Below are 25,111 nucleotides of genomic sequence, written 5' to 3' on the forward strand. Positions count from 1 at the left end.
GAGCACGCCTCAGCTGCGCTGCGGGCCGAGCGGCAGCAGGGTGTCCCCGAAGTCCAGGATGCGGTAGCGACCGCAGTCGACCACCTCGTCGGGGACGGCGGGTACGGGGAGGCTCCACGGAACGGTCTGCGCATCCTCGACCAGGAACGACACCTCGCCGACGTCGAAGTCGTGCCGGTTCACCAGCCACGCGTAGCCGTTGAGCTCATGATCGACCTGCACGAGCCGGGCGGGGTCGTCGAGATGCAGCTTGGGCAGCCGCACCGTCCAGAACTGCCCGCCACCGGTGCGGCCGGACGCGTTCACCCAGTCGGTCACGCAGACGAGGTCGGGGTCCTCGGCGCCCGCGGCGGTGGCGAGCCGCGGGATGCTCAGGGCGCCGGCGACGACGAGCAGGACGGCGGCGGCGCCCGCGACGACCGAGCGGAACGGCATCCGCCACGCGTGCGGAGCCGCGACCAGCGCGAGCACGGGCGCGAAGGCGAGGGGCTGCAGGTAGCGGGCGGCGTGCGTCCCGAGCGCGATCGCCCCGATCCCCACCAGCACGGGCGCCAGCCAGGCCATCACCGCCACGAGCCGGGCTCCGTCCTCCCGGACGCGAACCGAACGCACGACCGCGAGCGCGAGGAGCGCGAGCACGATCAGGCAGCCGACCACTCCGCCGGGCGAGGAGAGACGTTCCGCGAGAAGGCCGGCGTAGTACTCCAGCGACTCCCTCCACAGCCCGGGCTGCACGTACCCCGCCCCCGTGTTGGCGATCCATGCCTGCAACGGAATGCGACCCACGAAGCCGATCATGGTGCCGGCGAGAAGCGTCACCAGGAGCATCGCGATCCGCGGCCTCCGTGGGGAGCGGATCATCGTCACGGCGAGGACGAGCGCGAGCGGAACCGTCGCCCAGGCCGCGTACAGCGGATTCGACAGCGTCGACACGGCAGCCGTCGAGAAGAGGGCGATGAACAATCCGAGGCCGCCGCCGTCGCGATCGATGAGGCGTCGGGCCAGACCGACCGACAGCACGACCGCGACCACCGTCGCGGCGTAGTAGGTGGTCGTCAGCTGCAGAGACGCGAGCTCGAGCGCATCCCGCGACGCCGATGTCTCCGTCACGGCGAGGACCGCGAACACGGTGAGCCCCAGGAGCGACCACGCCACGGGCGCCGACCCGCGGCGACGCCGCCCCGCGACGAGTCGGAGAGCTCCGTAGAGCGCGATCAGGTTCACCACGGCGCTCGTCGCGAGCAGACCGTCCACATCCAGAGGCAGGGCGGAATCGAGGCCGGCGAACACCGCGGACTCGGGCAGGAACAGCACGCTCGACATCGCCCAGTCCAGCGGCTGGCCGGAGAGGAGGGACCGCGCGAACATGGCCACGATCAGGGAATCCCCGTCGCGGAACAGCAGCTCCGATCGGGCGGAGGAGGCGACCTGCGCGGTGGTGATCACGGCCAGGGCCAGGGCCCCGAGCCACCCGGAAAGCTCCCGCAACCAGACCCCCCGCATGCGACAACTCTTGCACGATCGTGCAAGACGCGGACCGCGGGACCTTCTCGCCCCGGTAAACTGACAGGGACACCCCCCGCCTGAGCCGTGAGGCCGACGACCCCCGAGGGAGCCGCGTATATGCTGTTGCTCCTCGCCGTGTTCCTGCTCGGGTCGCTGTTGATGCCCGTTCTGGTGCGTTGGCTCGGGGCCCAGGCATTCGCGATCGCGGCCCTCGTGCCGGCGGCCGCCTTCGTGCACGCGCTCGTCATGACGCCGCAGGTGCTCGACGGACCGGTGCCGTTCGAGACCTACGAGTGGATTCCGCAGCTGGGGATCAGCCTCTCCATGAACATGGATGTGCTCGGCTGGGTGCTCACGCTGATCGTCACCGGTGTCGGCGCCCTGGTGCTGCTCTACTGCCGCTGGTACTTCTACGAGGACACCGTGGGGATCGGGCAGTTCGCCGGCGTCCTCCTCGGCTTCGCGGGAGCCATGTACGGACTCGTGCTCACCGACGACCTGGTGATGCTCGTCATGTTCTGGGAGGTGACGAGCATCCTCTCGTACCTCCTGATCGGCCACTACCGCCGCCGTGCCGCCAGCCGTCGTGCCGCTCTGCAGGCCCTGCTGGTGACCACACTCGGCGGCCTCGTGATGTTCGTCGGCGTGGTGCTGCTGGTCGTCGATGCCGGCACATCCAGCATCCGCGAGATCCTTGAGATCGCACCCACCGGGCCGATCGTCGAGGCGGCGATCGTCATGCTCCTCGTCGGCGCGATCAGCAAGTCGGCGCTGTTCCCGTTCCACTTCTGGCTCCCCGGCGCGATGGCTGCGCCGACACCGGTGAGCGCGTATCTGCACGCGGCCGCCATGGTGAAGGCCGGCATCTACCTCATCGCCCGCTTCGCCCCGATCTTCGCGTTCAGTGCCACCTGGCGGCCCATCGTCATCACGCTCGGCATCCTCACGATGCTGCTCGGCGGCATCCAGGCGCTGCGCGAGACCGACCTCAAGCGCATCCTCGCGTTCGGCACGGTCAGCCAGCTCGGCTTCTTCGCTGTGGTCGTCGGATACGGCACGCAGGCGACAGCGCTCGCCGGTCTCGCCCTGGTCATCGGGCACGCGCTGTTCAAGTCCGCGCTGTTCCTCATCGTCGGCGTCATCGACCGCCAACTGTCCACCCGTGACATCAACGAGCTGTCCGGCGTGGGGCGGCAGGCACCGGTCATGGCCACGGCGGCATTCATCTCCGTCGCCTCCATGGCGGGTATCGCTCCGACCATCGGCTTCGTGGCGAAGGAGTCGACCCTCACGGCCCTCCTCGACGACGCGATCGGCGGCTCCCCGTGGGGCCTCGTCGCGCTCATCGGCATCATCCTCGGATCCATGCTCACTGCGGCATATGGCGTCCGCTTCCTCTGGGGCGCGTTCTGGAAGAAGCGCGACGAGTCGGGGCAGCAGCTCCCCGACACCGCGTGGCCCGACCCGCCCGTCGGCTTCCTGTCCGCGCCGATCATCCTCGCCGGCGTCACGCTCGCCGCCGGCATCGGAGCTCCCGCGCTCGACGTCGCCCTGCACGGCTACGCGGTCACGGCGACGCCGGGGCTCGACCACGCGGGTGCCGCCGTCGAGGGCCCGGGGCACCTCGCGCTCTGGCACGGCTTCGAGCCCGCGCTCGGCATCTCGATCCTGTCGATCCTCCTCGGCATCGGGCTGTTCCTCCTCACGCGTCGCACCGGCTGGGACCGCAAGGCCCGCATGCTGCGCTTCACCGCGGCCGACGTGTACTACCTGGTGATGCGCGGCGTCGACCGGCTGTCGGTCCTCAGCACGACCCTCACGCAGCGCGGTTCGCTGCCGGTCTACGTGGGCACGATCTTCGTCGTGTTCGTCGCTGCCGAGGTCACGGCCCTGATCGCGAGCGACATCGACCGGTACAACCTCTCCCTCTGGCACACCCCTGCCCAGATCGTCGTGGCGCCGATCATGGCGGCGGCCGGTATCTTCGCCGTCCGCGCGCAGAAGCGGTACACCGGCGTGGTGCTGGTCTCGGTCACCGGCCTCGGCATGGTGGTGCTGTTCGCGACCAGCGGCGCCCCCGACCTCGCGCTCACCCAGATCCTGGTCGAGACGGTCACCATGGTCACCTTCGCGCTCGTGCTTCGCCGCCTTCCCGCGCGGATGGGCGAGCACAACGCGTCGGTGGGCCGGATCCCCCGTGCCCTGCTGGCGATCGGCGTGGGTGTGACGATGGCCTTCGTCGCGGTCGTCGCCACCCAGTCCCGTATCGCCGATCCGATCTCCGAGGCGTTCCCGACGCTCGCATACGAGATCGGTCACGGCAAGAACGTCGTCAACGTCGCGCTGGTCGATCTGCGTGGCTGGGACACCATGGGCGAGCTCTCCGTGCTCGTGCTCGCCGCGACCGGCGTGGCCTCCCTCGTGTTCGTCACCCACCGCGCCGACCTGCTCGCCGCCACCAAGAACCTGCCGCGGGCGACGCGCAAGGCCGCTCGCAGCCGTCCGCTGGTCGAGACCACCGAGGGCATCCGCTTCCAGACCACCGAGAACGAGAGCAGCCCGCGCGCCTGGCTCGTCGGCGGTCAGAAGATGAAGCCGGAGAACCGGTCGATCCTGCTCGAGGTCATCGTCCGCATCCTGTTCCACACCATCATCGTGGTGTCGATCTTCCTGCTGTTCTCCGGCCACAACCTCCCCGGCGGCGGCTTCGCGGGCGGGCTCGTCGCGGGCATGGCCCTGGTCATGCGCTACATCGCGGGCGGACGCTGGGAGCTGGGCGCCGCCGCGCCGACGGATGCCGGTCGACTGCTCGGCACCGGCCTCATCCTCGCCGTGGGCACCGCGGTGGTCCCGCTGCTGTTCGGCCTCGCGCCGCTGACCAGCTCGTTCTGGGAGTGGGAGATCCCCGGCATCGGGCACATGGAGTTCGTCACCTCGACGATCTTCGACGTGGGCGTGTACCTCGTCGTCATCGGCCTGGTCCTCGACGTGCTGCGCAGCCTCGGCGCCGAGGTCGACCGTCAGGCCGCCCTGCGCACGACGCCGGGTCCTGAGGGCTTCCTCTCGCGGGGCGGAGGGAACAGCTGATGGACGTCTCCCTCACCCTGATCGTCATCATGGCCGTGCTCTTCGCGTGCGGCGTGTACGCGATGCTGGAGCGCAGCCTGACCCGCGTGCTGATCGGCTTCCTGCTGCTCGGCAACGCCACGAACCTGCTGCTGCTGATCGTGATGGGCGTGCCGGGCAACGCGCCGTTCTTCGGCACCGAGGGCGAGATGAGCGACCCGCTCCCGCAGGCCCTCACGCTCACCGCGATCGTGATCACCTTCGCGGTCTCGGCGTTCCTCCTCGCGCTGATCTACCGCTCCTGGCAGCTGGGCCAGGCCGACACCGTCGAGGACGACGAGGCCGACATCGCGCTCCGTGAGCGCACCGACGCCGACGAAGACCTCATGGACGACGAGTCCGAGACCGACGACGACGAGGCGACCACCGACTTCGTCGGGGTGCAGACGGCGCCGATCACGGTGCTGCACATGCGCGACCACCCCGCCATCCACGACGACGCTCCGTTCGACGCCCCCACCGGCTGGGGGAGCGAACCCTCCTCGCGCTCAGCCGAGGGCGACCAGGCGCGCCCCGATGAACCCCACGACCGTGACGAAGAGGAGGACAGGCCATGACCGCCCTCGTCCCCCTCCTCGTCGGACTGCCGCTCCTCGGTGCCGCGATCACCCTCGTCTTCGGACGCAACCCGCGGCTCCAGGTCGTCGTCACGGTGGCCACCCTCGCCGCGGTCTCGGTCATCGCCGCCATCCTGCTGGTCGTCGTGGACTCCGGCGATCCGCTGGCCGTCTCGGTCGGCGGATGGCCCGTCCCGTTCGGCATCGTGCTGTACGTCGACAGGCTCGCCGCGCTCCTGGTGCTCGTATCGAGCATCGTGCTGCTCGCCGTCCTCCTCTTCTCGATCGGTCAGGGCGCCGCGGACGGCACGGACGAGACCCCGATCTCGATCTTCAACCCCTCGTACCTGATCCTCGCGGCCGGCATCTTCAACGCCTTCATCGCGGGCGACCTCTTCAACCTCTACGTCGGGTTCGAGATCCTGCTCGTCGCGTCCTACGTGCTGATCACGCTGGGCAGCACCGAGTCGCGCATCCGCACCGGCGCGGTGTACATCGTCGTCTCGCTCGTCTCGTCGATCCTGTTCCTCGCGTCGATCGCGATGATCTACGGCGCGCTCGGCACGGTCAACATGGCGCAGATCGCCGAGCGTATGTCCGAGCTCCCGCAGGAGACGCAGCTGGTGCTGCACCTGATGCTCGTGGTCGCCTTCGGCATCAAGGCGGCCATCTTCCCGGTGTCGTTCTGGCTGCCCGACTCGTACCCGACCGCGCCGGCCCCGGTCACCGCGGTGTTCGCCGGGTTGCTGACCAAGGTCGGCGTCTACGCGCTGATCCGCACCGAGACGCAGCTCTTCGCCTCGAACAGCATCGACACGCTGCTGCTGATCATCGCGCTCGCGACCATGATCGTCGGGGTGCTCGGCGCGGTCGCGCAGGCGGAGCTCAAACGAATCCTGTCGTTCACCCTGGTCAGCCATGTCGGCTACATGATCTTCGGTCTCGCGATAGCGACCCCCGCGGCCATCGGCGCGACGGTGTACTACATCGTCCACCACATCGTCGTGCAGACGACCCTGTTCCTCGCCGTCGGGCTCGTGGAACGTCGAGCGGGCAGCACCTCGATCCTGCGCGTGAAGGGCCTGCTGAAGGTCGCGCCCGTCATCGCCGTCCTCTACTTCGTTCCGGCGATCAACCTCGGTGGCCTGCCGCCGTTCTCGGGGTTCATCGGCAAGTTCGCGCTGTTCGAGGCCGCGGCGTCCGTGGGCACCCCGCTCATGATCGTGCTGATCTTCGGCGGCATCATCACCTCGCTGCTCACGCTCTACGCCCTCATGCGCGCCTGGAACCTCGCGTTCTGGCGCGAGGAGGAGGACTCGACCGAGACCGAGGGCCGCATCTCCTACCTCGGCAACGCTCCGGCCGCCGACGAGCAGCAGGAGACCCGCCGCATCCCGAAGATCATGACGGTCGCGACCGGCGGGATGGTCGCGGTCACGCTGGCGCTGACGATCTTCGCCGGCCCGCTCTACGCGCTCTGCGACCGCATCGGCGCCGCCCTGCTGCAGCCCGTGAGCCTCGTGCAGCTGGAAGAGGAGGTGGGCTGATGGGTCGCGACACCAAGCGCCACCTCTGGCGGGACATCCGGGTGCAGCTGCCGTTCCTCGCGTGGCTCGTCGTGCTCTGGATGCTGCTGTGGGCGCAGTTCACCGTGCTGTCGTTCCTCACCGGTCTCGTCGTCGCGATCTTCGTGACCCGCGTCTTCCGCCTGCCGACGGTCGCGCTCTCCGGTCGCGTGAACCTCTGGTACGCCGCGCTCTTCGTCGTGCAGTTCCTGTGGGCGGTTCTCAGCGGTGCGCTCTCGGTCACCGTGCAGGTCTTCGACTTCCGCCGGCAGCCGGGCACGGCCATCATCGCGGTGCCGCTGCGCTACGCCGATGACCTGGTGATGACGCACGTCGCCGTCGTGTCGTCGCTGATCCCCGGATCTCTCGTCGTCGAGACCGATCGAGACCGGCGCATCCTGTACCTGCACGTGATCGGGGTCAGGAACCGGGCCGATGTCGAGAAGCAGCGCGCCGGGGTGCTCACGTGGGAGCGCCGAGTCGTGCGTGCGCTGGGCGACCCCGCGCAGTACCGTGCCCTCAAGGCCGACCAGCGCGCCGGACTCGGATCGATGAAGGGCGGTGCCCGATGAACATCCTGCTCCTGCTGATCATGGTGGTGTTCGGCATCGCCGCCATCCTCGCGCTCATCCGCATCGTGCGCGGTCCGTCGATCCTCGACCGTGCCGTCGCCTCCGACGTGCTCCTCACCGAGGTGATGTGCGTGCTCGGTGCGGAGATGGCCATCAACGGTCACACCCGCAACATCCCCGTGCTCCTCATCATCGCCGCGATCGGGGTGTTCGGCTCCATCGCCGTCGCCCGCTTCGTCGCGAGAAGGGACAACACGACCTCATGAACGTCTTCGGTCTCATGATCCCGGATGCCGTCATCGACGTGGCCGTCCTGGTGCTGATCCTGCTCGGAGCCGTGCTCTGCCTGTCGGCTGCGGTGGGACTGCTGCACTTCCGCGACGTGCCGTCGCGGCTGCACGCGGCCACCAAGCCTCAGGTGCTCGGCCTGCTGCTCATCTGCATCGCCATCGCCCTGTCGCAGCGCTCGATCGGCGGCATCCTGCTCGGGTTCGTGCTGGTGGCCCCCGTGGTGCTGATGCAGTTCGCGACTGCCCCGCTCTCGGCGCACATGGTCGGCCGACAGGCGTACCGCAACGGCACGATCGAGCAGCGCGGTCTCGTCGCGGACGAGCTGGCCGAGTCGAAGCAGACCCCGCCCGCCGCCGGCTGACGCCGTCGCCGAGGAGCCGGAACCGGGCTCAGAGGCGTGCGGCGAACTCGTGGATGAGGCGCGCGGCGGGCTCGGAGTCGCTGATCAGGGTGCCGTGACCGTGGTCGGGGATGACCTCGAGCTCGGCCCCGGGGATCGCGTCGAGGATCTCACGGCACCAGCTCATCGGGGCGAGGGGATCGCTCTCCCCGCGCAGCACCAGCACCGGGCACTCGATGCGCACGAAGGCGTCTTCCGGCTCGTGCACGATGGTCGCGCGCATCTTGCGGATCAGGTGCGGACCGCCGCGCAGGTACTCCCGGGCTCCGCGCCAGATCACGAGCGGCCGCTCGCCGACCAGGTCGGTCAGCAGATACCGCGCCTGGGCGCCGATGTTGCGGGCCGCCTTGTTCACGGTGGGGCCCGCCAGCACCACGCCCTCGACGAGCTCGGGATGCCGGGCTGCGAGCTCCGCGGCGATCTGGCTGCCCATCGAGTGGCCGATCACGACGACCGGGTCCGCGTCCACGTGGCGCAGATAGGCCGCGACGAGATCGGCGTGCCGCTCCATGGTGAGCGTGCGGGTCGGCTCGGGTGCCTCGCCGAAACCCGGCAGGTCGAGCGCGATCACGCGGCCCTCGAGGCGCTGTAAGACGTCGAGGTAGACGCTGCGGCCCATCCCGATGCCGTGCAGCAGCAGGTAGGTGTGCGGTCCCTCACCGAAGCTCTCGGCGATGAGCGTCGCGCCGCCGTGCTCGAATTCCAGGAGGGTGGCGATGGTGCCCTTCGGGGCGAGGTAACTGGATGGCACCCCTCAACGCTAGCCGAGCATCCTGCGCCTCTTTCTCAGGGGCGTCCCGCTCTCAGCCGGCGGGCGCCAGCACCAGCGTGTCCACCGTCGCGCCATCCACGGCATGGGACGACCACGCCCACGGCGTCTGCTCGCCGACCGCCCAGTCCGCGGTCTGGTCGATGTAGTGCTCGTGGAAGGCATGGCCGGACGCGCCGGTGAGGTGGTTCCAGGTGGACGCGTCGAAGTCGGACAGGTCGATCACCATGCGCATGGACGGCACGGTGGTCGTGGCGTAGGAGGTGCCGAGATCCCACCCGGTCGCGTTCACCACCGAGGCGCCGCCGCTCACCGGGAAGGGTCCGCGGTTGAACAGGGCCTCGATGGGGGCGATGCCGGAGGAGCCGAGCGTGTCGCTGGTCAGGGTGATGGCGTGCAGGTCGCCCCAGTTCCAGCGCGAGACGATCGTGCCCTGCAGTGCGGAGAGCTCGTCGTACGCCTCTTCGGCCGAGAGGGCGAGCATGGCGTCCATCCCGTCCACGTCGATCTGCGGGTTGACCCACAGCGGATCCGTCGGGTCCTCGAGCATGTCGGCGACCACGGTGAACAGTCGTCCCTGACCGTCGATGGGCAGGGGCTGCTCGCGCTTCCCGAAGATGTTCTGCACGAGGTTCGACCACAGCACGTTCGCGTACGCGGCCGCTGCGGAGGACGCGGTGTTCTGGGCGTCCCAGGAGAGCAGCAGCTCGACCGCCTCCGTGGGCCCGGCACCGGACACCGAGACGTCGCTCATCGCCGTCGCCAGGTGCTTGCCGATCCACATCTCGTCGTCCATCTGGATGTCGCGCATGTCCTGCGCGGTCAGCGGTGCCGTGGCGGCACGTCGCTCGATGAGGTGGGCGATCCGCGCCGCGCGGTAGCCGTAGTCCCAGTCGCGCGAGAGGAAGTAGGAGTAGTCGTCGGTCACGATGGCGTTGTTCGCGGTGACGATGTACCCGGAGCCCGGGTTGTAGGACACCGGCAGCTTCTCGAACGGGATGAAGCCCGTCCAGTCGTAGCTGCTGTCCCAACCCGGCTGCGGCATCCATCCATCACCGGCCCCGCGGATCGGGAGTCGCCCCGGCGTCTGGTAGCCGATGTTGCCGTCGGTGTCGGCGTAGATGAGGTTCTGCGCCGGCACGTCGAAGAGGGATGCGGCGTAGCGGAAGTCCTCGAAGTCCTGGGCGGTGGAGAGGGCGAAGATCGCCGTCGCCGTCGTGCCGGGATCGAGCGCGGTCCAGCGCAGGCTGACGGCGTACTCGGTGCCGTCGACCGGGGCGGGGAGCGCGGTGGGGGCGTCGGTGCCCTCCTCGAGCGCCGGCTCCGGGTCGTCGGCGATGGCGGTGAAGTCATCGGTGAGCCCCGAGATGATGGGGCCGTGCACGGTCGAGCGGATCGTCAGCTCGATGTCGTCGCCCCCGGCGACCTTGATCGTCTCGGTGCTCTGCTCGAGCGGGACGAGCGCGCCGTCGCGCCAGTACTCGTCGCCCTGGATGCGCTCGACGTACAGGTCGGTCACGTCGGTGGTGAGGTTCGTGAACCCCCACGCGACCTGCTGGTTGTGGCCGATCACGATGCCGGGGAGACCCGAGAAGGAGAAGCCGCCCACGTCGAACGGGCAGTCGTCGTCGACGGTCGAGCACTTCAGCTGCACCTGGTACCAGACCGAGGGCAGGGACGCGCCGAGGTGCGGGTCGTTCGCGAGCAGGGGCATGCCGCTCTCCGTGAGGTTGCCGGAGACGACCCAGGAGTTCGAGCCGATGCCTTCGCCGACATCGCCGACGAGCTCGCTCGCCGCCTCGATGACGTTCGCCGTCTCCTTCCACTCCACGGTGGTGGTCGCCTGCTGGACCTCGTCATCCGACGGGGACGGCACGAAGGCCGCGGGCTCGGCATCGGTCCCGAGCGCGGGTACCGTCGAGATCTTCGGCACGATGACCGGGTTCTCATCGAACGGGTAGTCGGGATAGAGCTTCGCGAGGACGTCGGCGGTGGCGGCCGTATCCGTGCCGTCGCTCAGCTCGGCGGCCAGCAGCGACCGCTCCGTCTCGTCCTCGATGTTGCCGCGGAGGTCCCAGGCCATGGCCTTCAGCCAGGCAACCGAGTCGGCGGGCTGCCAGGGCTCGGGGGCGTAGTCGGGGTTCTGTATGCCGAGGACGGCATACTCGAGCGACAGCTCTGCTCCCGAGCGCGAGGCGAGGTAGGCGTTGACCCCGTCGGCGTAGGCCTCGTAGTAGCCGCGCGTGGTGTCGTCCATCGCCTCGACCTCCGCCTCGGCGACCTTGCGCCAGCCGAGCGTCCGCAGGAAAGCGTCCGTCGCGGCCTGGGACTCGCCGAACATCTCGGCGACGCGGCCGGCGGTGACGTGCCGGCGGAAGTCCATCTCGAAGAAGCGGTCCTGCGCGTGCACGAACCCCTCGGCGTAGAACAGGTCGTCCGTCGAGTCGGCGGTGATGGTCGGAATGCCGAGGTCGTCGCGCTGCACGGTGACCTCGGATCGGAGGCCCTCGAGCTTCACCGTGCCGGCGGTCTGCGGGAACGAGCGCTGGATCGTCCAGGTCACGAAGAACGCCGCCGCCACCGCGATGACGACGAGCCCGGCCACGACGAGGAAGGCGATCCGGCCGATGCGGACGCCCAGGGAAGGGTGCGTGGGTACGGTGGACTCCTGCGAATCGGTCGTCATCGTCGAGAACTCTTTCGGGTAGACAGGTGGAACTCAGTCCCACCGAGCCCCAGTGCGCGTTTCAGGGTCGCGCTCTCGCATCATATCCGTCCGGCGGGCCGGGCGCCCCGGTCCGCTCACCCGATCAGGCTCGGCTGCAGATCGCGCAGGGTGCGGCGGTGGGTCATCCGCGTCACGCCGGCCATCGCCAGCAGCAGCGCGCCCACCAGCCACACTCCGAGCACCGCGAGGTCCCAACCGGCGCGGGCGTAGTCGCCGCCGTACATGAGCTGTCGCATCGCATCCACGACATAGCCCAGGGGCAGGACGTGGTGCAGGGCGGCCAGCGGCGCGGGGAGCGTCTGCCAGGGGAAGGTGCCGCCGGCGGTGACCAGCTGCAGCACCATGAGCACGAGGCCGAGGAACTGCCCGACGGACCCGAGCCAGACGTTCAGCGCCAGGATGATCGCCGCGAACGTCGCCGACGCGAACACCATGACGCCGAGCGTGCCGAGCGGATGGTCGAAGGTGAAGCCGAGTGTGAGCGCGAGGATCCCCATGAGCCCGAGCATCTGCACCGCGCCGAGCAGGGCCGGTGTCAGCCAGCCCGCGAGCGTGATGCGGACGGGGGAGTGGAGCGCGGTGATGGCCCGGCGGGAGATCGGCTTCACGATGAGGAACAGGGCGTAGATGCCGATCCACGCCGACAGCGCGGCGAAGAACGGGGCCAGGCCGGCGCCGTAGTCCTCGGCGGAGGCGACCTTGTCGCTGGACACCTTCACGGGGTCGGCGATCGTGTCGGCCTGCAGGGAGCGCAGTTCGGGAGTGGATGACGGGATCGCCTCGACGCCGTCGGACAGCCCGTCGCGGAGGTCCGCCGTGCCGGACGCCAGGGTGGCGAGCCCGTCACGCAGCTGTACGGCGCCGTCGTTCGCGGCGGAGGCGCCGGTGGCGACCGTGCCGGCGCCGTTCGCCAGGTCCGAGGCCCCGGAGGCCAGCGAGGCCGCGCCGGTGGCGAGCTGGTCGACCTTGCCGACAGCGCTCTGCACCTGCGTGTTGCCCTCCTGCAGGCGTGCGCCGAGCGGATCGAGCTTCGCGAGGACCTGGTCGATCTCCTCCGGGGTCAGACCCTGTTCCGCCAGGGCGTCGGCGATGTCGGTGCGCACCTGGGGCAGGGCGTTCGCCGCCTGCTGGACGGCCGCGCCGGCACGGTCGGCCACGTCGGCGAGCTGCCGATTGCCCGCGCTCACCTGCTGTGCGCCGTTCGCGAGCGTCTGCGCACCGGCGGCCAGCTTGGCCGTGCCGTCGGCGAGCTGCGCGGTCCCGTCGGCGAGCGTCGAGCTGCCCGAGGCGGCCGTGCCGGCGCCGTCGGCGAGCTTGGTCGCGCCGTCCGTCGCCGTGATCAGGTTGTCGCGCACGTCGCTCAGGCCGGTGAGCAGACGTTCCGCGGCCTGACTGCCGACCATCTCGGCGACGGAGCTGCGGATCTTCTCGACGGCCTGCGTGCCCATCGACGACGCGAGGTAGTTGTTCGCATCGTTCGTCTCGAGTTCGATGCGGGCCTGGTGGGGATCGTCGCCGGCCGCGGACGTCAGCGCGGTCGAGAAGTCCGCGGGGATCGTCACGGTGAAGTCCACGTCCCCGTGCTGCAGCGCGTCGGCCGCCTCGTCCGTCGTCATGCGCTGCCAGTCGAAGGCATTGCCCTCGATCAGGTTCTCGGCGACGTCCTCGCCGTAGTTCACGGTCTCCCCGGTGGCCGGCTCCGTTCCCGTCGTGGGCGCGGGGGCGCCCTCATCGTCGACCACGAGCGCCACCGGGACCTCGGGGAACTTGGCGTAGGGATCCTGGTTCGCCCACAGGTAGAGACCGCCGTACAGGATCGGCACGCAGACCAGCGCGATCAGGGCGATGATGCCCATCTTGCTCGCGGTGAGTCGCCGGAGTTCGGCGGCGATCATGGCGGGAACCTTCATCGCACATCTCCGTTCTCGTTCGCGGCGGATGCCTCGGGGTCTTCGTCGGACTCTTCCGGTTCTTCCGGATCTTCCGGGTCTTCTGCTTCTTCGAGATCTTCCGGTTCTTCGAGATCCGGAGCGGCCTCGCCCTCGGCCGCCGAGCCGGTTCCGATCTCGGCCTCGACCTCGTCCGCGGGACCGGTCTCGATCTCGCCTTCGGTGCCGGCTCCGGAGTCGGGTTCGGCCGCTGCATCGAGAACCAGGGGCTCGACCGGGCCGGAGGCGTTGATCGCCTCGAACTCGTGCATCCGCTCGAGCGCGACGGCCGCCGAGCCGCCGATGATCACCAGCATCGCGTAGCCGCGGTCCGCGAACTCTCCGGCGATGCGCCACCACCCGTCCGGGCTCCCGCCGTGGCGGTCGGGGGAGACGAGGACGACGCCCTCCACACCCTTGCGCAGGACGGCGAGTTCGCACAGGATGCGGACGCGCGCGGCGGGGTCGATGTTGCCGATGGGCACCGAGGCGAGCTCCGCGTAGCCCAGCTGCGAGAGCCAGCGCCGTGCGTGCAGCGGTGTGGCTCCGAGGCCCGCGAACATCAGCTCCTCGCCCACCACGCCGGCGAGGGCGATGTCGGGATGCGGATCGCTGACGTCGGGGGCGTCGACCAGGGCGACCCGTCGCCGCAGCGCCTTCGGATCGGTGGTGCCGTCGATGCTCACCTGCCCGGACTCCGGTCGCATGCGTCCGCTGGCGATCAGCCCCAGCACCGTCGGGCGCTGCTCGGTCTCGGCGAGGGCGAAGCGCACGGCTCCGGTGTGGAACTCCAGCGACGTCGTGGGGAGGGCCTGACCGCCCCGCCCCTTGCTCACATCCTGCAGGGAGATCTTCATGCGCTGACCATCTGGTCGTGAACGGAGGCGGTGGGGTCGGGGGTGGAGGTGGTGATGTCGGGATGCGCGGCCAGCAGCTCGTCCGACTCGCGCCAGGACAGCCCGGCGATGCTCAGCACCGTGCGCACCGCGAGGTCGGCGGCTGCGGAGCTGGAGGCATCCGTCCGGGACACGACGGTGCGTGCCATCTCCTCGATCAGGCGGGCGAGGGTGGGGGCGCTGAGGTCCGTGCGGAAGCTCCCGTCGTCCTGGCCGCGGCGCACGAGTGCGGCCACGGTGCGACGGAGCGGGGCGAGGGCGGCCGCGGTGTGCTCCACGTGCGTCTCGTCGAGGGCCAGTGCGGCGGCCACCTGCACGTGCGCGGCCTCCTGCCAGAGGAGGGCGGCGAGGCGGGCCAAGGCGAGGCGGGCGTCGGTGTCCTCGACAGAAGCGGCGATGGCGTTGAAGCGTTGGGCTCCGCTTGAGATCAGCTCGCGGATGAGGGCGTCGCGGTCGTCGAAATGCCCGTACAGCGTGCGGCGCGAGAGGCCGGCGCTGCGGGCGATCACGTCGATGGAGGCGTGCGGGTCGACGGCCAGGGTCGAACGCGCGGCGGACAGGATGCCGGCGCGGTTCTCGACGGCGTCGCGGCGAGGTGCACGGGTTGTCATTCCTCCATGATAAGAATCATGCACATATCTGTGCAAGATAACTCGGAGTACTCACAGAATTCGATCGAACGGGGCCCCCTCGGCTTCATGCGAGGGCGATTGTGTTATGTTACGCGTTGCGCGCTGGCGCAGAAGCGATGCCGGATCGACGCGGAAACGCGGGGTCGGATGGTGTCGGACGAATCGAGCGGGGGGACCGCTGTGTTCGAAGGAGGGTGTGACGTGGCAGGCATCGATGGTGCGCTGGAGCGCAGGACGATGAGCGAAGACGTGTACCGGAGGATTCGGGATGCGATCGTGAACGGTGAGCTGAGGCCCGGCGAGACGATCCGCGACCACGAGCTCGCGGAGGATCTGGGGACGTCGAGGACACCGGTCCGGCATGCGTTGGCCCGTCTCACCGAAGCGGGACTCGTCGAGATGCAGCGCAACCGCTTCACGCGGGTCGCGCCGCTCAAGCTCGACCGCATCCGTGACGCCGTCGCCCTGTTCGGAGACATCTGGATCGGCTCGGTGCGTCATGCGATGCCGCTGATCCGGCCCGACGACGTCACCTATCTGGTCGAGCTGACCGAGGACATGTCCGTCGCGGTCCGCGAGCACGACGTCCCGGCTTTCGGCCAGGCGATGCGCACCATCGCCATGGGCTTCGCGCGGATCGAGGGCAACGCCACGCGGGTGAGTGTGATCGAGTTCCTCGGCCCGCAGATCCGTCGTTTCACCCAGCATGCGCGTGGTCTGTTCGACTGGGAGGCGTCCGAGGAGTCGACGGTCGCGATCCGTGAGGCCATCCGTCAGCGCGATGCAGCCTCGACGCGGGCGGCGATCGTGACCCTCTTCGACGTCGTGCTCCCCCACATCATCGACCGTGCCGAAGGGCAGGCCGAGGCGCCGCAGGCGTAGAAGCAGTTCGCGCCGACGCCCGTGTCCCGGGCGTCGGCGCGATGGTTCGGTCGGAACCGAGAGTCAGTCGGTGCCGGAGTCGAAGGCCGCACCCTCGGATGCCGTGTCGACGGCATCCGCCAGGTTCTCGTCGGCCTCGGAGACCGAGCCGTGCACGGACTCGGTGATCTCGGCGGACTCGCCGGCGGTCACGCGGCCGACGAGCTCGCCCGTCGCGCCGCCGACGAGGCCGAGGCCCGCGTACTGCTCGAGGCGTGCACGCGAGTCGGCGATGTCGAGGTTGCGCATGGTGAGCTGGCCGATGCGGTCGACCGGGCCGAAGGCCGCGTCGCCGACACGCTCCATCGACAGCTTCTCGGGGCCGTAGGACAGGTTCGGCGAGACGGTGTCGAGGATGGTCCAGTCGTCGCCGCGGCGCAGGCGGATCGTCACGCTGCCGGTGATCGTGAGGCCGACCCAGCGCTGGATCGACTCGCGCAGCATGAGCGACTGCGGCTCGAGCCAGCGGCCCTCGTACATGAGGCGGCCGAGGCGGCGACCCTGCTCGTGGTACGTCGCGAGGGTGTCCTCGTTCAGGATGCCGTTGACGAGACGCTCGTAGGCGATGAACAGCAGCGCCATGCCCGGAGCCTCGTAGATGCCGCGCGACTTCGCCTCGATGATCCGGTTCTCGATCTGGTCGCTCATGCCCAGGCCGTGGCGTCCGCCGATCGTGTTCGCCTCCTGGACCAGCGCGACCGGGTCGGAGAACTCGACGCCGTTGATGGCGACGGGGCGGCCGGCCTCGAACGAGACCGTGACGTCTTCGGACTCGATCGCGACTGACGGGTCCCAGAACTTCACGCCCATGATCGGGTCGACGGTCTCGAGCGATACGTCGAGGTGCTCGAGGGTCTTCGCCTCGTGCGTCGCGCCCCAGATGTTCGCGTCGGTCGAGTACGCCTTCTCGGCGGAGTCGCGGTACGGGAAGTCGCGGGCGACGAGCCAGTCGCTCATCTCCTTGCGGCCGCCGAGCTCGGTGACGAAGTCGGCGTCGAGCCACGGCTTGTAGATGCGCAGCCGCGGGTTCGCGAGCAGGCCGTAGCGGTAGAACCGCTCGATGTCGTTGCCCTTGTAGGTGGAGCCGTCGCCCCAGATGTCGACGCCGTCCTCCTTCATCGCGCGCACCAGCAGCGTGCCGGTGACCGCGCGGCCGAGGGGCGTGGTGTTGAAGTAGGTCTTGCCGCCCGAGCGGATGTGGAAGGCGCCGCAGGAGAGGGCGACGAAGCCCTCCTCGACCAGGGCGGTCTTGCAGTCGATCAGGCGCGAGGCCTCGGCGCCGTACTCGAGCGCACGGCCCGGGATCGACGCGATGTCGTCTTCGTCGTACTGGCCGAGGTCGCCCGTGTACGTGAAGGGCACGGCGCCCTTCTCGCGCATCCACGCGACGGCGACGGAGGTGTCGAGTCCTCCGGAGAAGGCGATGCCGACGCGCTCGCCGACGGGCAGGGACTGGAGGACCTTGGACATGCCCTCCAGTCTATCGGCGGGCGGCGTGTCGCCCTGTCTCGCCTCAGACGAGGTCCACGGTGACGCCGATCGCCGCGTACGTGCCCATCGCGTGTCGTGCGCCGTGTTGTCTTCGACGAGGAGAGCCACTGCGGCGCTCGTGTCGAGGAGGAGGTCAGCGCTGGTCGGCAAGGCGGAGCTCGCGGACGTCGTCGGGTGTGAGCGTGGTGCCGGAGGCTCTGATGACGAGCCGCGCGTCCTTCTCGATGAGGTTGTCCGGAGCGCTCCATACCCGGCATGCGCGCAGGGTCGATCGATACATTGCTCTCATGCAGAGAGCGCTGACCCGGAGATGGTGGTGGTTCATCGCAGGAGGCGCGGTTCTCGCCGTGCTCGTCGTCGTGGCGGTCCAGGCCTTCCGGGGGTCGACGCTCGCGCGGCAGGACATGGCGGCGCACCTGGCGTTCCCCGCGACGTATCACGCCTTCGAAGAGGCCTCGGAACTCGCCGGGTTCACACTCAACGAAGACGGCACCGCCGAGGTGTCGGCGTTGATGCTCGGGTCGGAGGAGCGCAAGCTCGATGACGGGCGCGTGTGTCTCGACGGCGACGTGATCCCGGTCAGGGGGGACGCCACCTGGCGGACGGACGATGCGGGCTGGGTCGTCATCGAGGCGGGTGAACGGCGTACGCGGTTCAGTCAGGACGATCCGTTGTCCATGGGCTGGGGCTGGGGGAAGGTGTACGTCCTGACTCCCTGCACCGAGGAGTACACGGCGACGTTCGTCACCCCGGACGCCGACTACTCCGACTGAGCGACATCCTCGTGACGCGCCACCCGCAGCGGCGAGAAGAGGACGATCGCCGCCGCCGCCACGAACACGACCACGCTCACCCCGATCGTCACGCGGTAGCCGAAGACGGTCGCGAGACCTCCGGCGATCAGGGCGCCGACGAGGAAGGCGACGCGGTTCACGGTGCGGATCGAAGCGTTCACCCGGCCCTGCATCTGGTCGGGCGCGACGGCCTGGCGGTATCCCATCTCGTTCGGGTCCTCGAGCCCCATCCCGAGACCGAACAGGAACTGCCCCACGCCGAGGGGGATCGCCACGACGAGGAGAGTCGAGTCTTCGGCGTGCGGGATGACGAGGACCGCCGTCCACGCGAGCGCTGAGAGGAGTCGCCCTCCGAGGACCGCGCCGCCCACACCGAATCGCCGACCCGCGGCCGGCGCGAGGAGCGCACCGAGCAGGCCCCCGACGCCGCCCATCGCGAGCACGGCGCCGAACATCAGCGCGCCGAGGTCCAGTTCCCTCAATGCATACGGGGCGAAGGCGGTCAGCGCGATGCTGTTGCCGAGGAACCAGACGTTGATCGAGGCGGCCATCGGGGCGAGCGTGCGGTGGGAGTAGGTCCAGCGCAGGCCCTCCATGATGTCGTGGCCGATATGGCGGCCGTCCGTCCGGCGTGCCGCTTTCGCCTCCTCGACGCGGATCCGGCTCAGGAGGACCGCGCTCACGAGGTACGCGACGGCATCGATCAGGATGGCGAACGGTGCTCCCAGCCAGCCGACGAGCGCGCCGCCGAGCGCCGGTCCCGTCGTCTGGGCGACGGTGCCCGCCTGCCCGAGCCGAGCGTTCGCGGCGACCAGCTGATCGCGAGGGACGAGGCGCGGGAGCATCGGCTGCGCGGCGGAATCGGCGATCAGGGTGAGCGCGCCGAACAGCAGGAACAGGGCACCGAACGACCACACCGTCAACGTGCCCGTGAGCCACAGCACCGGCACGAGCGCGAGCGTGAGAGCGCGGCCGATGCTCGCCAGGACCAGCGCCGGCTTTCGTCGCCAGCGGTCCATCAGGGCGCCGACGATGAGGCCGAACAGCAGGTAGGGCACGACGTTCGCCGCGTTGAGCAAGCCGATCTCGAACGGGGAGGCGTTCAGAGTCGTGACGATCAGCACCTGGAAGGCGACGGCGGTCACCGCACCGGTGAAGGCGCCGAGCGTCGAGGAGGACCAGAAGAGGGCGAATGCCGGAACGCGCAGCACCTCGACCGGTCTGTCGCTCATCCCCGCTCCGCTCCGTCCGCCCGTGGCTTCTGTCGTCGTCGTCATCCTATTCACCGGCTCCCCGCGGCCGGGTGCGGCGAGAGGCACGTGCAGGTGGGAGAGTGGCCCCACGGAGGTAGACATGGGCGGAGCAGTGCTGTGGGGTGCGGTCGCGGCGGCGCCGCTGTTCGTGGGCGCCGTGCTGGCCCTGCTGCGGAAGTGGCCGCCGCGCTGGCTCGGCATCGTCCTGGGCTTCGGCGCCGGTGCGCTGATGGCCTCCATCGCCTTCGAGCTGTGGGAGGAAGGGCTCGACCTCGCCGGCCCGATCCCGCTCGTGGTCGGTGTCGCGGCCGGTGCGCTCAGCTACTACATCGCCGACCGCATCCTCGATGCCCGTGCCGCCAAGAAGAAGCAGCAGGCGGGCGGCGGCCAGCTCGCGGTCGGCGCCCTGCTCGACGGCATCCCGGAGCAGCTCGTGCTCGGCATCGGACTCGCGTCCGGAGAGCCCGTGAGCATCGCGCTGGTGGTGGCCATCCTCGTCTCGAACCTGCCGGAGTCGATCGGCTCGGCGGCCGACCTGCTCGAGGGCGGCATGGCGAAGCCGCGGGTGCTGCTGCTGTGGGCCGGTGTCGCCGTGATCTGCGCGGCGGCGACCGTCGCGGGCTTCGGTCTCGCCAGCATCACCGGCGACGAGTTCCGGTCGGCCGCGAGCGGATTCGCCGCGGGGGCGCTGCTCGTGATGCTCGTCGACTCGATGATCCCCGAGGCGCAGTCCAAGGCCAAGGAGTCGACCGGCCTCGCGACCGTGCTCGGCTTCGCGCTCGCCGCGGGGCTCGCCCTCGCCTCCTGAGCGACGGCGCTCGACGACGACGGGGCGACGCCGGCGCGTCAGATCTTCCCGCGGGAGGAGTCCCGTCGCACGCTCCGGCCGGAGATGCTCTCCACGCTGAGCGTCAGCGGGAGAACCCGATCCTCGCCCGCCCACGGATGCACGCGCGCGACGATGGCGGCGGCCTCGTCCTCCGCTGCGCGGGAGAGGTTGCCGTGCGCCAGCACGCTCCATCCGGTGCTTCCGAGCGGATCGTGATAGTCCACCTCGAAGGAGACCTCCGCCGGCTCTCTCGTCAGCTCGGCCAGCAGGCCGTCCGGCGAGGTCCGCAGCAGCAGCTCGTGTCCGGAGACGGCGAAGTTCACCGGAAGGATCTGCACCCGCCCGCCGTGGACGAAGCCGATCCGCCCGATCGTCGTCGTGGTCAGCAGCTCATAGGACTGCTGCTCGTCGAGTTCTCGGATCATGCGCGCACCCCTTCCCTCCGGCGTCAGGCTATCCGGCGGGGGACACACCATCAAGGGAGTCGCCGGATGCCGGCAGCGGCGGCCCCGCCACCCGGCGGACCGGCGGCATCGGATCGGCCCCGGCTGGCGGGTTATCCTCGGGTGCGGCGTGAGGAAGGCTGGCTGGACGCTGCCGCGCAGGCGGCCGGACAACCGCGAACAAAGGAGTTCCGATGACTGACACGACCCTGGCCCGACCGCCCTTCGACCCCGAACTCGAAGCCGCACTCGTGCTCGCCGGAGCAGAAGTGCCCACCACGCTCACGCTGGAGATGATCCCGCTCATGCGGCAGTCGGTCGTCGGCGGCGAGAACGAGATGGCCGACCTCCTCGCCGCACGCGGATTCGTCTGGCGCGACGTCACCATCGAGGGGCACGACGGCGATGCGATCATCGTCTCCGTGGTCGAGAAGGAGGGGCGGACGGGCACAGGCCCCGGGTTCTTCCACACGCACGGCGGCGGGATGATCGTCGGTGACCGCTGGCTCGGCGTCGAGGGGCTCCTCGGCTGGGCGGAGCGCTTCAACGGCGTCATCGTGGCCGTGGAGTACCGACTGGCCCCCGAGTTCCCCGATCCCTACCCCGTCGAGGACTGCTACGCCGGTCTGCGCTGGACGGCCGACCACGCCGAGGAGCTCGGCATCGACCTCGACCGCCTCCTGATCACCGGCGGCAGTGCCGGGGGAGGGCTGGCTGCCGGCACGGCGCTGCTGGCGCGTGATCGCCGCGGGCCCGCCCTGGTCGGGCAGCTCCTCCTCTACCCGATGCTCGACGATCGCGATGAGAGCGTGTCGACCAAGCAGATCGACGGCGTCGGCCTCTGGGACCGCGCGTCGAACGTGATGGGCTGGACGGCGCTGCTGGGCGACCGCAAGGGCACCGACGACGTCTCGATCTACGCCGCCCCCGCACGCGCAACCGATCTGTCCGGTCTGCCGCCCGCGTTCATCGACTGCGGCAGCGCCGAGGTGTTCCGTGACGAAGACGTCGCGTACGCCTCGAAGCTCTGGGAAGCCGGCGTCCAGGCCGAGCTCCACGTCTGGGCCGGAGGCTTCCACGCCTTCGAGGCCTTCGCCCCGCAGAGCGCCGTCGCGCAGGCCATGCTCGCCGCGCGCGACAGCTGGGTGAACCGCCTCCTCGGCTGAGTCCGCTCCACCCTACGGGGTCGTCCGTCGACCCCGTAGGGTGGAATTCCCGCGCGATGGAGCCCGACATGCAAGATCTGCTGGGGCGGCTCACCGCCCTCGACCCGGATGCCAGCGAGACGCTCAAAGTCGTCTCGTACTTCGACGCCCTCGTCGCGCGCTCCGTCGGCATCGAGAGCATGCTGCGGGGCGCGGCCGTGCTCAGCGGGGCGACCGTCGGCCAGCGCGACGGTCGCCAGATCGTGCGGGTGCGCGCCGACGGAGTGCGCATCGATCCGGTCGAGCCCTCCTCGGCCTGGCCGATCCGGGAGAGCGGTCCGGATTCGGTCGCCTGGATCGAGCGCGAGGGCGAGCCGCACACCAACGACGCGATGATCCTCGAGAGGCTGGCCCTCGCGCTCGGCATCATCCGCGCCCGGCGTGCGGTCGGCCCGGAGAGCGCGGTCGAGCTCGCCATCAGCTCCTACGCCGGTGCGGATGAGCGCGCCGCCGCGCTGCCCCGCCTCCGGATCGCCGCCGAGGCCCTCCGACTGGTCGCGTCCCCGCCGGATCCGGCGCCGCTGCCGCAGCATCCGTCGGCCGTGGTCGCCACCCGGCACGGTCTCACACGCGCGACGATCCTGGACGCTCGGACGGACGCCGTGCAGGCGTGGCCGGAAGGATCGGCGCTGCGCCTGGGGCTCGGCACCGCCGGGCCGGGCGAGCGCCTCCCGCAGTCGTGGTCGTCCGCGCTCGTGGCCGTGCGCCTGACCGGTCCCGCGGAGCCGGTGGTCGATGCCGCCGACCTCGGAGCGCTGCTGCTCGTCGCGGAGACCGCGGACCAGGGTCCCCTCCATCCGGACGCCGTCGCTCTGGGCGGCCTCGACGAGCGCGGCCGGGAGCTGCTCGACGCCGTCGCCGAGGAGCAGAGCGTGCGAGCCGCGGCGCTGCGTCTCGGGCGGCACCACTCCAGCGTGCAGGAGCGCCTGACCGCGCTCGTGGAGACCCTGGGCTACGACCCGCGGACCCCGCGCGGACACGCACGCTACGTCCTCGCCCGGATGCTGCTCACGCTCGGCTCGTGAGCTGCCGTCGGGCCGGAGTCCGGGCCGGGGCCGGGGCCGGGGCCGGAGCCGGGGTCGGAGCCGGGGCCGAAACGGAGAGGGTCCGCGTGCACGGAGGCGTGTCGTCGTCCGACCCGCCGAAGGACGCGAGGTCGTTCCGGGTTCTCGCCCCGAGACCCCCGGCGCTCACTCGAAGCCCGGGTACTCCTGCAGCTTCGCCTCGAACTCCGCGCGGTCGGCCTCGCTGAGCACGCCGCTCGCGATCACCACGAGCTGCAGGCCCTCGAGCGGCTCTCCGGTGCGCGCGTTCTGCGCCTCGCGGGCGGCCCGGAAGCCGCCGTCCCGATCGTTGGAGAGGTCGTAGATGTTGGCGTAGAAGCGCAGCGGATCGGGGTAGTTCTCGGTGTAGTACTCCCAGGTGGTCTGCGTGCGCGGGTCGTCACTGCCGTAGAGCTTCGCGATCATCGCCGAGTCGATGCCCGACCCCGCTGGATCGTTGAACGAGTAGAGGTCCCACAGCCCGTGCTGGACGACGACCTCATTGATGACGGCCATGACCTCGAGCTTGCGGTCGTAGTCCTGGATCGGCTCGGTGGTCGCCCAGCCCGACGAGGTGAACTCGACGAGCATCGACTCGCCGCCGTAGCCGTTGCGCTCGGGCCGCAGGTCTTCGTCGCCCACCGGCGTCCAGGTGTAGCCGAACTCCTCGGTGAGCCGCGTGCGGATCTCGGCGAACAGCGCCTCGGACTGCGCGCGCACCTCCTCCAGCGACTGCTGCGAGAGCGTCTGCTGCGGATCGGTCCCCTTGATGCCCGGATACGCCTCCGCGTGCTTCTGCTCGGCGGTCTTGGTGCCCTGGTAGTTCCCGGAGGCCGAGGTCTGCAGGGCACTCATGCCGCCGACCGTGGCGACGTTGAACAGGATCGTCACGACGAGCGCGATCGCCCCCAGCATCCGCCCCCGAGGCGAGAACAGGGCGGCGATGACCGTGGCGACCACGACCAGCTGCAGGGTGAGCATCGTGATGCCGTAGAGCAGGTCGGTGCCGCCGGCGATCAGCGTGCCGAGCAGGATCAGTGCGAACAGGATGGCGGCGGTGAGGGCGATCCAGCCGAGCGCGTTCGCCGGCTTCTTCGGCTCCTGCGCCGGTGCCGCGACCGGAACGGCCGGAGGCGGGGTGGGGCCGTTCGCCTGGCGTCGCGCACCACGGTAGCCGCCGGGAGGGGGCACCGGTGGTGCACCCTCGGTGTGGGACACGTAGCGCGCCCGCTGCTTCTCGGGGTCCATCACCACGGCTTGTCCGTCCCCGAACCACCCGGGTCGTCGCCCTGCCGCTGGTCGCGCTCCTGCGTGCCCTGCTCGAGCTTGTCCTGGAGGCCCTTCAGCTTGTCCTCGGAGGGCTGCTCGTCGTCACCGGGCTGCGGTGGGGGCTGGGGCTGCTGTTCCTGCTCCTGCTGCTGTTGCTTCTGCTTCAGCCGGTCCTCGGTGCTGTCGAGGGAATCGGACATGTCACGCTGCGGATCGGAGGACTGCTGCTGCGCCTCCTCGCTGTGGCACTCCTCGGGGGTCTCGACCGTGACGCTCAGGGCCTCGCCGTAGAGCTGGGTCGCTGTCGCGCCGTCGCCGTCGGCGCGCGCGGCGTCGCCCATCCGCTCGATGACCAGGGCGAGGTTGATGCGCACGCCGCACACCTCCAGCCCCGTCGCGAGGTCGAGCGCCTCCTCGAGTTCCGCCCTCGCCTCGGGCAGCTCCTCGGCCGCCCCGAGTGCCGTGCCGATGTTGAACGGCGCCTTGTACGGCTCGAACCAGTTCAGGAAGTCCAGGCCCCGTGCCGACGCCTCCGAGCCCGCGAAGTCGTCCACCACATAGGCCGTGATCGCCTGATGGGCGAATGCGTACATGCTCAGCAGCTTGCCGACGAAGAGCAGTGCGGCGAGGGTGAGCGGGAGCGTCCCGATCGCGACCCAGCGGCGGACGCTGCGACGGCGACGGTTGGACCGCAGGAGCGCGGCCGCCCGGTCATCCGGAGCCGATGCTCCGACGGGCCCGAGATCGGGTCGTGTCGAAGAGCCCGTCACACCCCACCCCCTCACCGTTCGACGGCCGCGGTGCTGGAGAAGAGCGGTTCTCGGAGCGGCACGACGAAGCGCTGAACATCCTATCCGCGGAACCTCACGGACTCATCCAGCCGGCCCCGGGTC

The 25,111-nt window shown here is 70.1% G+C and carries 23 protein-coding genes; 11 read left to right on the top strand and 12 right to left on the bottom strand.

The window, feature by feature from the left end; all coding sequences use genetic code 11:
* Positions 1-9 precede the first annotated feature (9 nt).
* Positions 10-1,503, bottom strand: coding sequence for a hypothetical protein (locus tag AC07VM_RS07770; protein ID WP_494910587.1), 1,494 nt, complete (start codon positions 1,501-1,503; stop codon positions 10-12).
* 120 nt (positions 1,504-1,623) lie between these two features.
* Here AC07VM_RS07770 and AC07VM_RS07775 point away from each other — a divergent pair, with 120 nt between their 5' ends.
* The 6 genes from AC07VM_RS07775 to mnhG are packed head-to-tail and all read left to right on the top strand — an operon-like array spanning position 1,624 to position 7,978.
* Positions 1,624-4,593, top strand: a complete 2,970-nt coding sequence (locus AC07VM_RS07775; RefSeq protein ID WP_494910588.1) for a Na+/H+ antiporter subunit A — start codon at positions 1,624-1,626, stop codon at positions 4,591-4,593.
* Positions 4,593-5,189 (top strand): Na(+)/H(+) antiporter subunit C, encoded by a 597-nt coding sequence (locus AC07VM_RS07780; RefSeq protein WP_494910589.1) that lies wholly within the window; start codon positions 4,593-4,595, stop codon positions 5,187-5,189. The genes AC07VM_RS07775 and AC07VM_RS07780 overlap by 1 nt, the downstream gene beginning before the upstream one ends.
* A complete protein-coding gene (locus tag AC07VM_RS07785; protein ID WP_267416676.1) occupies positions 5,186-6,736 on the top strand; it encodes a Na+/H+ antiporter subunit D in 1,551 nt (516 codons plus the stop codon). Before AC07VM_RS07780 ends, AC07VM_RS07785 begins: the two co-directional genes overlap by 4 nt.
* Positions 6,736-7,326, top strand: coding sequence for a Na+/H+ antiporter subunit E (locus AC07VM_RS07790; protein WP_267416677.1), 591 nt, complete (start codon positions 6,736-6,738; stop codon positions 7,324-7,326). The genes AC07VM_RS07785 and AC07VM_RS07790 overlap by 1 nt, the downstream gene beginning before the upstream one ends.
* Positions 7,323-7,592, top strand: a complete 270-nt coding sequence (locus AC07VM_RS07795) for an MrpF/PhaF family protein (protein ID WP_267416678.1) — start codon at positions 7,323-7,325, stop codon at positions 7,590-7,592. The genes AC07VM_RS07790 and AC07VM_RS07795 overlap by 4 nt, the downstream gene beginning before the upstream one ends.
* A complete protein-coding gene (mnhG, locus tag AC07VM_RS07800) occupies positions 7,589-7,978 on the top strand; it encodes a monovalent cation/H(+) antiporter subunit G (protein ID WP_267416679.1) in 390 nt (129 codons plus the stop codon). The genes AC07VM_RS07795 and mnhG overlap by 4 nt, the downstream gene beginning before the upstream one ends.
* 28 nt (positions 7,979-8,006) lie before the next feature.
* Here the strand turns inward: mnhG and AC07VM_RS07805 are convergent, their stop codons facing one another.
* The 5 genes from AC07VM_RS07805 to AC07VM_RS07825 all read right to left on the bottom strand — a co-directional run bounded on the left by AC07VM_RS07805 (position 8,007) and on the right by AC07VM_RS07825 (position 14,949).
* Positions 8,007-8,768, bottom strand: coding sequence for an alpha/beta fold hydrolase (locus AC07VM_RS07805; RefSeq protein WP_494910590.1), 762 nt, complete (start codon positions 8,766-8,768; stop codon positions 8,007-8,009).
* Positions 8,769-8,820: 52 nt separating this feature from the next.
* Positions 8,821-11,472, bottom strand: a complete 2,652-nt coding sequence (locus AC07VM_RS07810; protein WP_494910591.1) for a penicillin acylase family protein — start codon at positions 11,470-11,472, stop codon at positions 8,821-8,823.
* A gap of 116 nt (positions 11,473-11,588) precedes the next feature.
* Positions 11,589-13,424 (bottom strand): YhgE/Pip family protein, encoded by a 1,836-nt coding sequence (locus tag AC07VM_RS07815; RefSeq protein ID WP_494910592.1) that lies wholly within the window; start codon positions 13,422-13,424, stop codon positions 11,589-11,591.
* The gene (locus tag AC07VM_RS07820) at positions 13,421-14,299 is read right to left on the bottom strand and encodes a hypothetical protein (protein WP_494910593.1); all 879 of its coding nucleotides are present in this window, start codon (positions 14,297-14,299) and stop codon (positions 13,421-13,423) included. Before AC07VM_RS07820 ends, AC07VM_RS07815 begins: the two co-directional genes overlap by 4 nt.
* Positions 14,296-14,949, bottom strand: a complete 654-nt coding sequence (locus tag AC07VM_RS07825) for a TetR/AcrR family transcriptional regulator (protein ID WP_494910594.1) — start codon at positions 14,947-14,949, stop codon at positions 14,296-14,298. The genes AC07VM_RS07820 and AC07VM_RS07825 overlap by 4 nt, the downstream gene beginning before the upstream one ends.
* 222 nt (positions 14,950-15,171) lie before the next feature.
* Here AC07VM_RS07825 and AC07VM_RS07830 point away from each other — a divergent pair, with 222 nt between their 5' ends.
* A complete protein-coding gene (locus AC07VM_RS07830) occupies positions 15,172-15,852 on the top strand; it encodes a GntR family transcriptional regulator (protein WP_494910595.1) in 681 nt (226 codons plus the stop codon).
* A 63-nt stretch (positions 15,853-15,915) separates the two neighbouring features.
* Here AC07VM_RS07830 and argG read toward each other — a convergent pair whose 3' ends face one another.
* Entirely contained in the window at positions 15,916-17,361 is a 1,446-nt protein-coding gene (gene argG / locus AC07VM_RS07835; protein ID WP_494910596.1) for an argininosuccinate synthase, read from the bottom strand.
* 154 nt (positions 17,362-17,515) lie between these two features.
* The gene (locus tag AC07VM_RS07840; protein WP_494910597.1) at positions 17,516-17,662 is read right to left on the bottom strand and encodes a hypothetical protein; all 147 of its coding nucleotides are present in this window, start codon (positions 17,660-17,662) and stop codon (positions 17,516-17,518) included.
* A gap of 7 nt (positions 17,663-17,669) precedes the next feature.
* Between AC07VM_RS07840 and AC07VM_RS07845 the strand changes: the two genes are divergently transcribed.
* Entirely contained in the window at positions 17,670-18,155 is a 486-nt protein-coding gene (locus AC07VM_RS07845) for a hypothetical protein (RefSeq protein WP_494910598.1), read from the top strand.
* On the opposite strand, the gene AC07VM_RS07850 is transcribed toward AC07VM_RS07845, so the two are convergent.
* Complete coding sequence (locus AC07VM_RS07850) at positions 18,143-19,408, bottom strand: MFS transporter (RefSeq protein ID WP_494910599.1); 1,266 nt, start codon at positions 19,406-19,408, stop codon at positions 18,143-18,145. The genes AC07VM_RS07845 and AC07VM_RS07850 overlap by 13 nt on opposite strands.
* A 121-nt stretch (positions 19,409-19,529) precedes the next feature.
* On the opposite strand from AC07VM_RS07850, the gene AC07VM_RS07855 reads away from it, so the two are divergent.
* Positions 19,530-20,237, top strand: coding sequence for a ZIP family metal transporter (locus tag AC07VM_RS07855; RefSeq protein ID WP_494910600.1), 708 nt, complete (start codon positions 19,530-19,532; stop codon positions 20,235-20,237).
* Between the two features lie 38 nt (positions 20,238-20,275).
* Here AC07VM_RS07855 and AC07VM_RS07860 read toward each other — a convergent pair whose 3' ends face one another.
* Positions 20,276-20,683, bottom strand: a complete 408-nt coding sequence (locus AC07VM_RS07860; protein WP_494910601.1) for a pyridoxamine 5'-phosphate oxidase family protein — start codon at positions 20,681-20,683, stop codon at positions 20,276-20,278.
* 212 nt (positions 20,684-20,895) lie between these two features.
* On the opposite strand from AC07VM_RS07860, the gene AC07VM_RS07865 reads away from it, so the two are divergent.
* Together AC07VM_RS07865 and AC07VM_RS07870 are read left to right on the top strand one after the other, a co-directional pair.
* Positions 20,896-21,867, top strand: coding sequence for an alpha/beta hydrolase (locus AC07VM_RS07865; protein ID WP_494910602.1), 972 nt, complete (start codon positions 20,896-20,898; stop codon positions 21,865-21,867).
* 68 nt (positions 21,868-21,935) lie between these two features.
* Entirely contained in the window at positions 21,936-22,931 is a 996-nt protein-coding gene (locus AC07VM_RS07870; protein ID WP_494910603.1) for a hypothetical protein, read from the top strand.
* A 165-nt stretch (positions 22,932-23,096) separates the two neighbouring features.
* On the opposite strand, the gene AC07VM_RS07875 is transcribed toward AC07VM_RS07870, so the two are convergent.
* Positions 23,097-24,197, bottom strand: coding sequence for a hypothetical protein (locus AC07VM_RS07875; RefSeq protein ID WP_267416694.1), 1,101 nt, complete (start codon positions 24,195-24,197; stop codon positions 23,097-23,099).
* Positions 24,197-24,988 carry a hypothetical protein gene (locus AC07VM_RS07880; protein ID WP_494910604.1) on the bottom strand — a complete coding sequence of 264 codons (792 nt, stop codon included), beginning with the start codon at positions 24,986-24,988 and terminating at the stop codon, positions 24,197-24,199. Before AC07VM_RS07880 ends, AC07VM_RS07875 begins: the two co-directional genes overlap by 1 nt.
* Between the last annotated feature and the right edge of the window lie 123 nt (positions 24,989-25,111).

This window comes from Microbacterium sp. GW821-FHT01D02, assembly GCF_059422585.1.

Coding starts and splice junctions, on each gene's coding strand:
- AC07VM_RS07770 (WP_494910587.1), bottom strand. CDS start 1,503: ATGCGGGGGGTCTGGTTGCGGGAGCTTTCCGGGTGGCTCGGGGCCCTG.
- AC07VM_RS07775 (WP_494910588.1), top strand. CDS start 1,624: ATGCTGTTGCTCCTCGCCGTGTTCCTGCTCGGGTCGCTGTTGATGCCC.
- AC07VM_RS07780 (WP_494910589.1), top strand. CDS start 4,593: ATGGACGTCTCCCTCACCCTGATCGTCATCATGGCCGTGCTCTTCGCG.
- AC07VM_RS07785 (WP_267416676.1), top strand. CDS start 5,186: ATGACCGCCCTCGTCCCCCTCCTCGTCGGACTGCCGCTCCTCGGTGCC.
- AC07VM_RS07790 (WP_267416677.1), top strand. CDS start 6,736: ATGGGTCGCGACACCAAGCGCCACCTCTGGCGGGACATCCGGGTGCAG.
- AC07VM_RS07795 (WP_267416678.1), top strand. CDS start 7,323: ATGAACATCCTGCTCCTGCTGATCATGGTGGTGTTCGGCATCGCCGCC.
- mnhG (WP_267416679.1), top strand. CDS start 7,589: ATGAACGTCTTCGGTCTCATGATCCCGGATGCCGTCATCGACGTGGCC.
- AC07VM_RS07810 (WP_494910591.1), bottom strand. CDS start 11,472: ATGACGACCGATTCGCAGGAGTCCACCGTACCCACGCACCCTTCCCTG.
- AC07VM_RS07815 (WP_494910592.1), bottom strand. CDS start 13,424: ATGAAGGTTCCCGCCATGATCGCCGCCGAACTCCGGCGACTCACCGCG.
- AC07VM_RS07820 (WP_494910593.1), bottom strand. CDS start 14,299: ATGAAGATCTCCCTGCAGGATGTGAGCAAGGGGCGGGGCGGTCAGGCC.
- AC07VM_RS07825 (WP_494910594.1), bottom strand. CDS start 14,949: ATGACAACCCGTGCACCTCGCCGCGACGCCGTCGAGAACCGCGCCGGC.
- argG (WP_494910596.1), bottom strand. CDS start 17,361: ATGTCCAAGGTCCTCCAGTCCCTGCCCGTCGGCGAGCGCGTCGGCATC.
- AC07VM_RS07840 (WP_494910597.1), bottom strand. CDS start 17,662: ATGTATCGATCGACCCTGCGCGCATGCCGGGTATGGAGCGCTCCGGAC.
- AC07VM_RS07845 (WP_494910598.1), top strand. CDS start 17,670: ATGCAGAGAGCGCTGACCCGGAGATGGTGGTGGTTCATCGCAGGAGGC.
- AC07VM_RS07850 (WP_494910599.1), bottom strand. CDS start 19,408: ATGAGCGACAGACCGGTCGAGGTGCTGCGCGTTCCGGCATTCGCCCTC.
- AC07VM_RS07855 (WP_494910600.1), top strand. CDS start 19,530: ATGGGCGGAGCAGTGCTGTGGGGTGCGGTCGCGGCGGCGCCGCTGTTC.
- AC07VM_RS07860 (WP_494910601.1), bottom strand. CDS start 20,683: ATGATCCGAGAACTCGACGAGCAGCAGTCCTATGAGCTGCTGACCACG.
- AC07VM_RS07865 (WP_494910602.1), top strand. CDS start 20,896: ATGACTGACACGACCCTGGCCCGACCGCCCTTCGACCCCGAACTCGAA.
- AC07VM_RS07870 (WP_494910603.1), top strand. CDS start 21,936: ATGCAAGATCTGCTGGGGCGGCTCACCGCCCTCGACCCGGATGCCAGC.
- AC07VM_RS07875 (WP_267416694.1), bottom strand. CDS start 24,197: ATGGACCCCGAGAAGCAGCGGGCGCGCTACGTGTCCCACACCGAGGGT.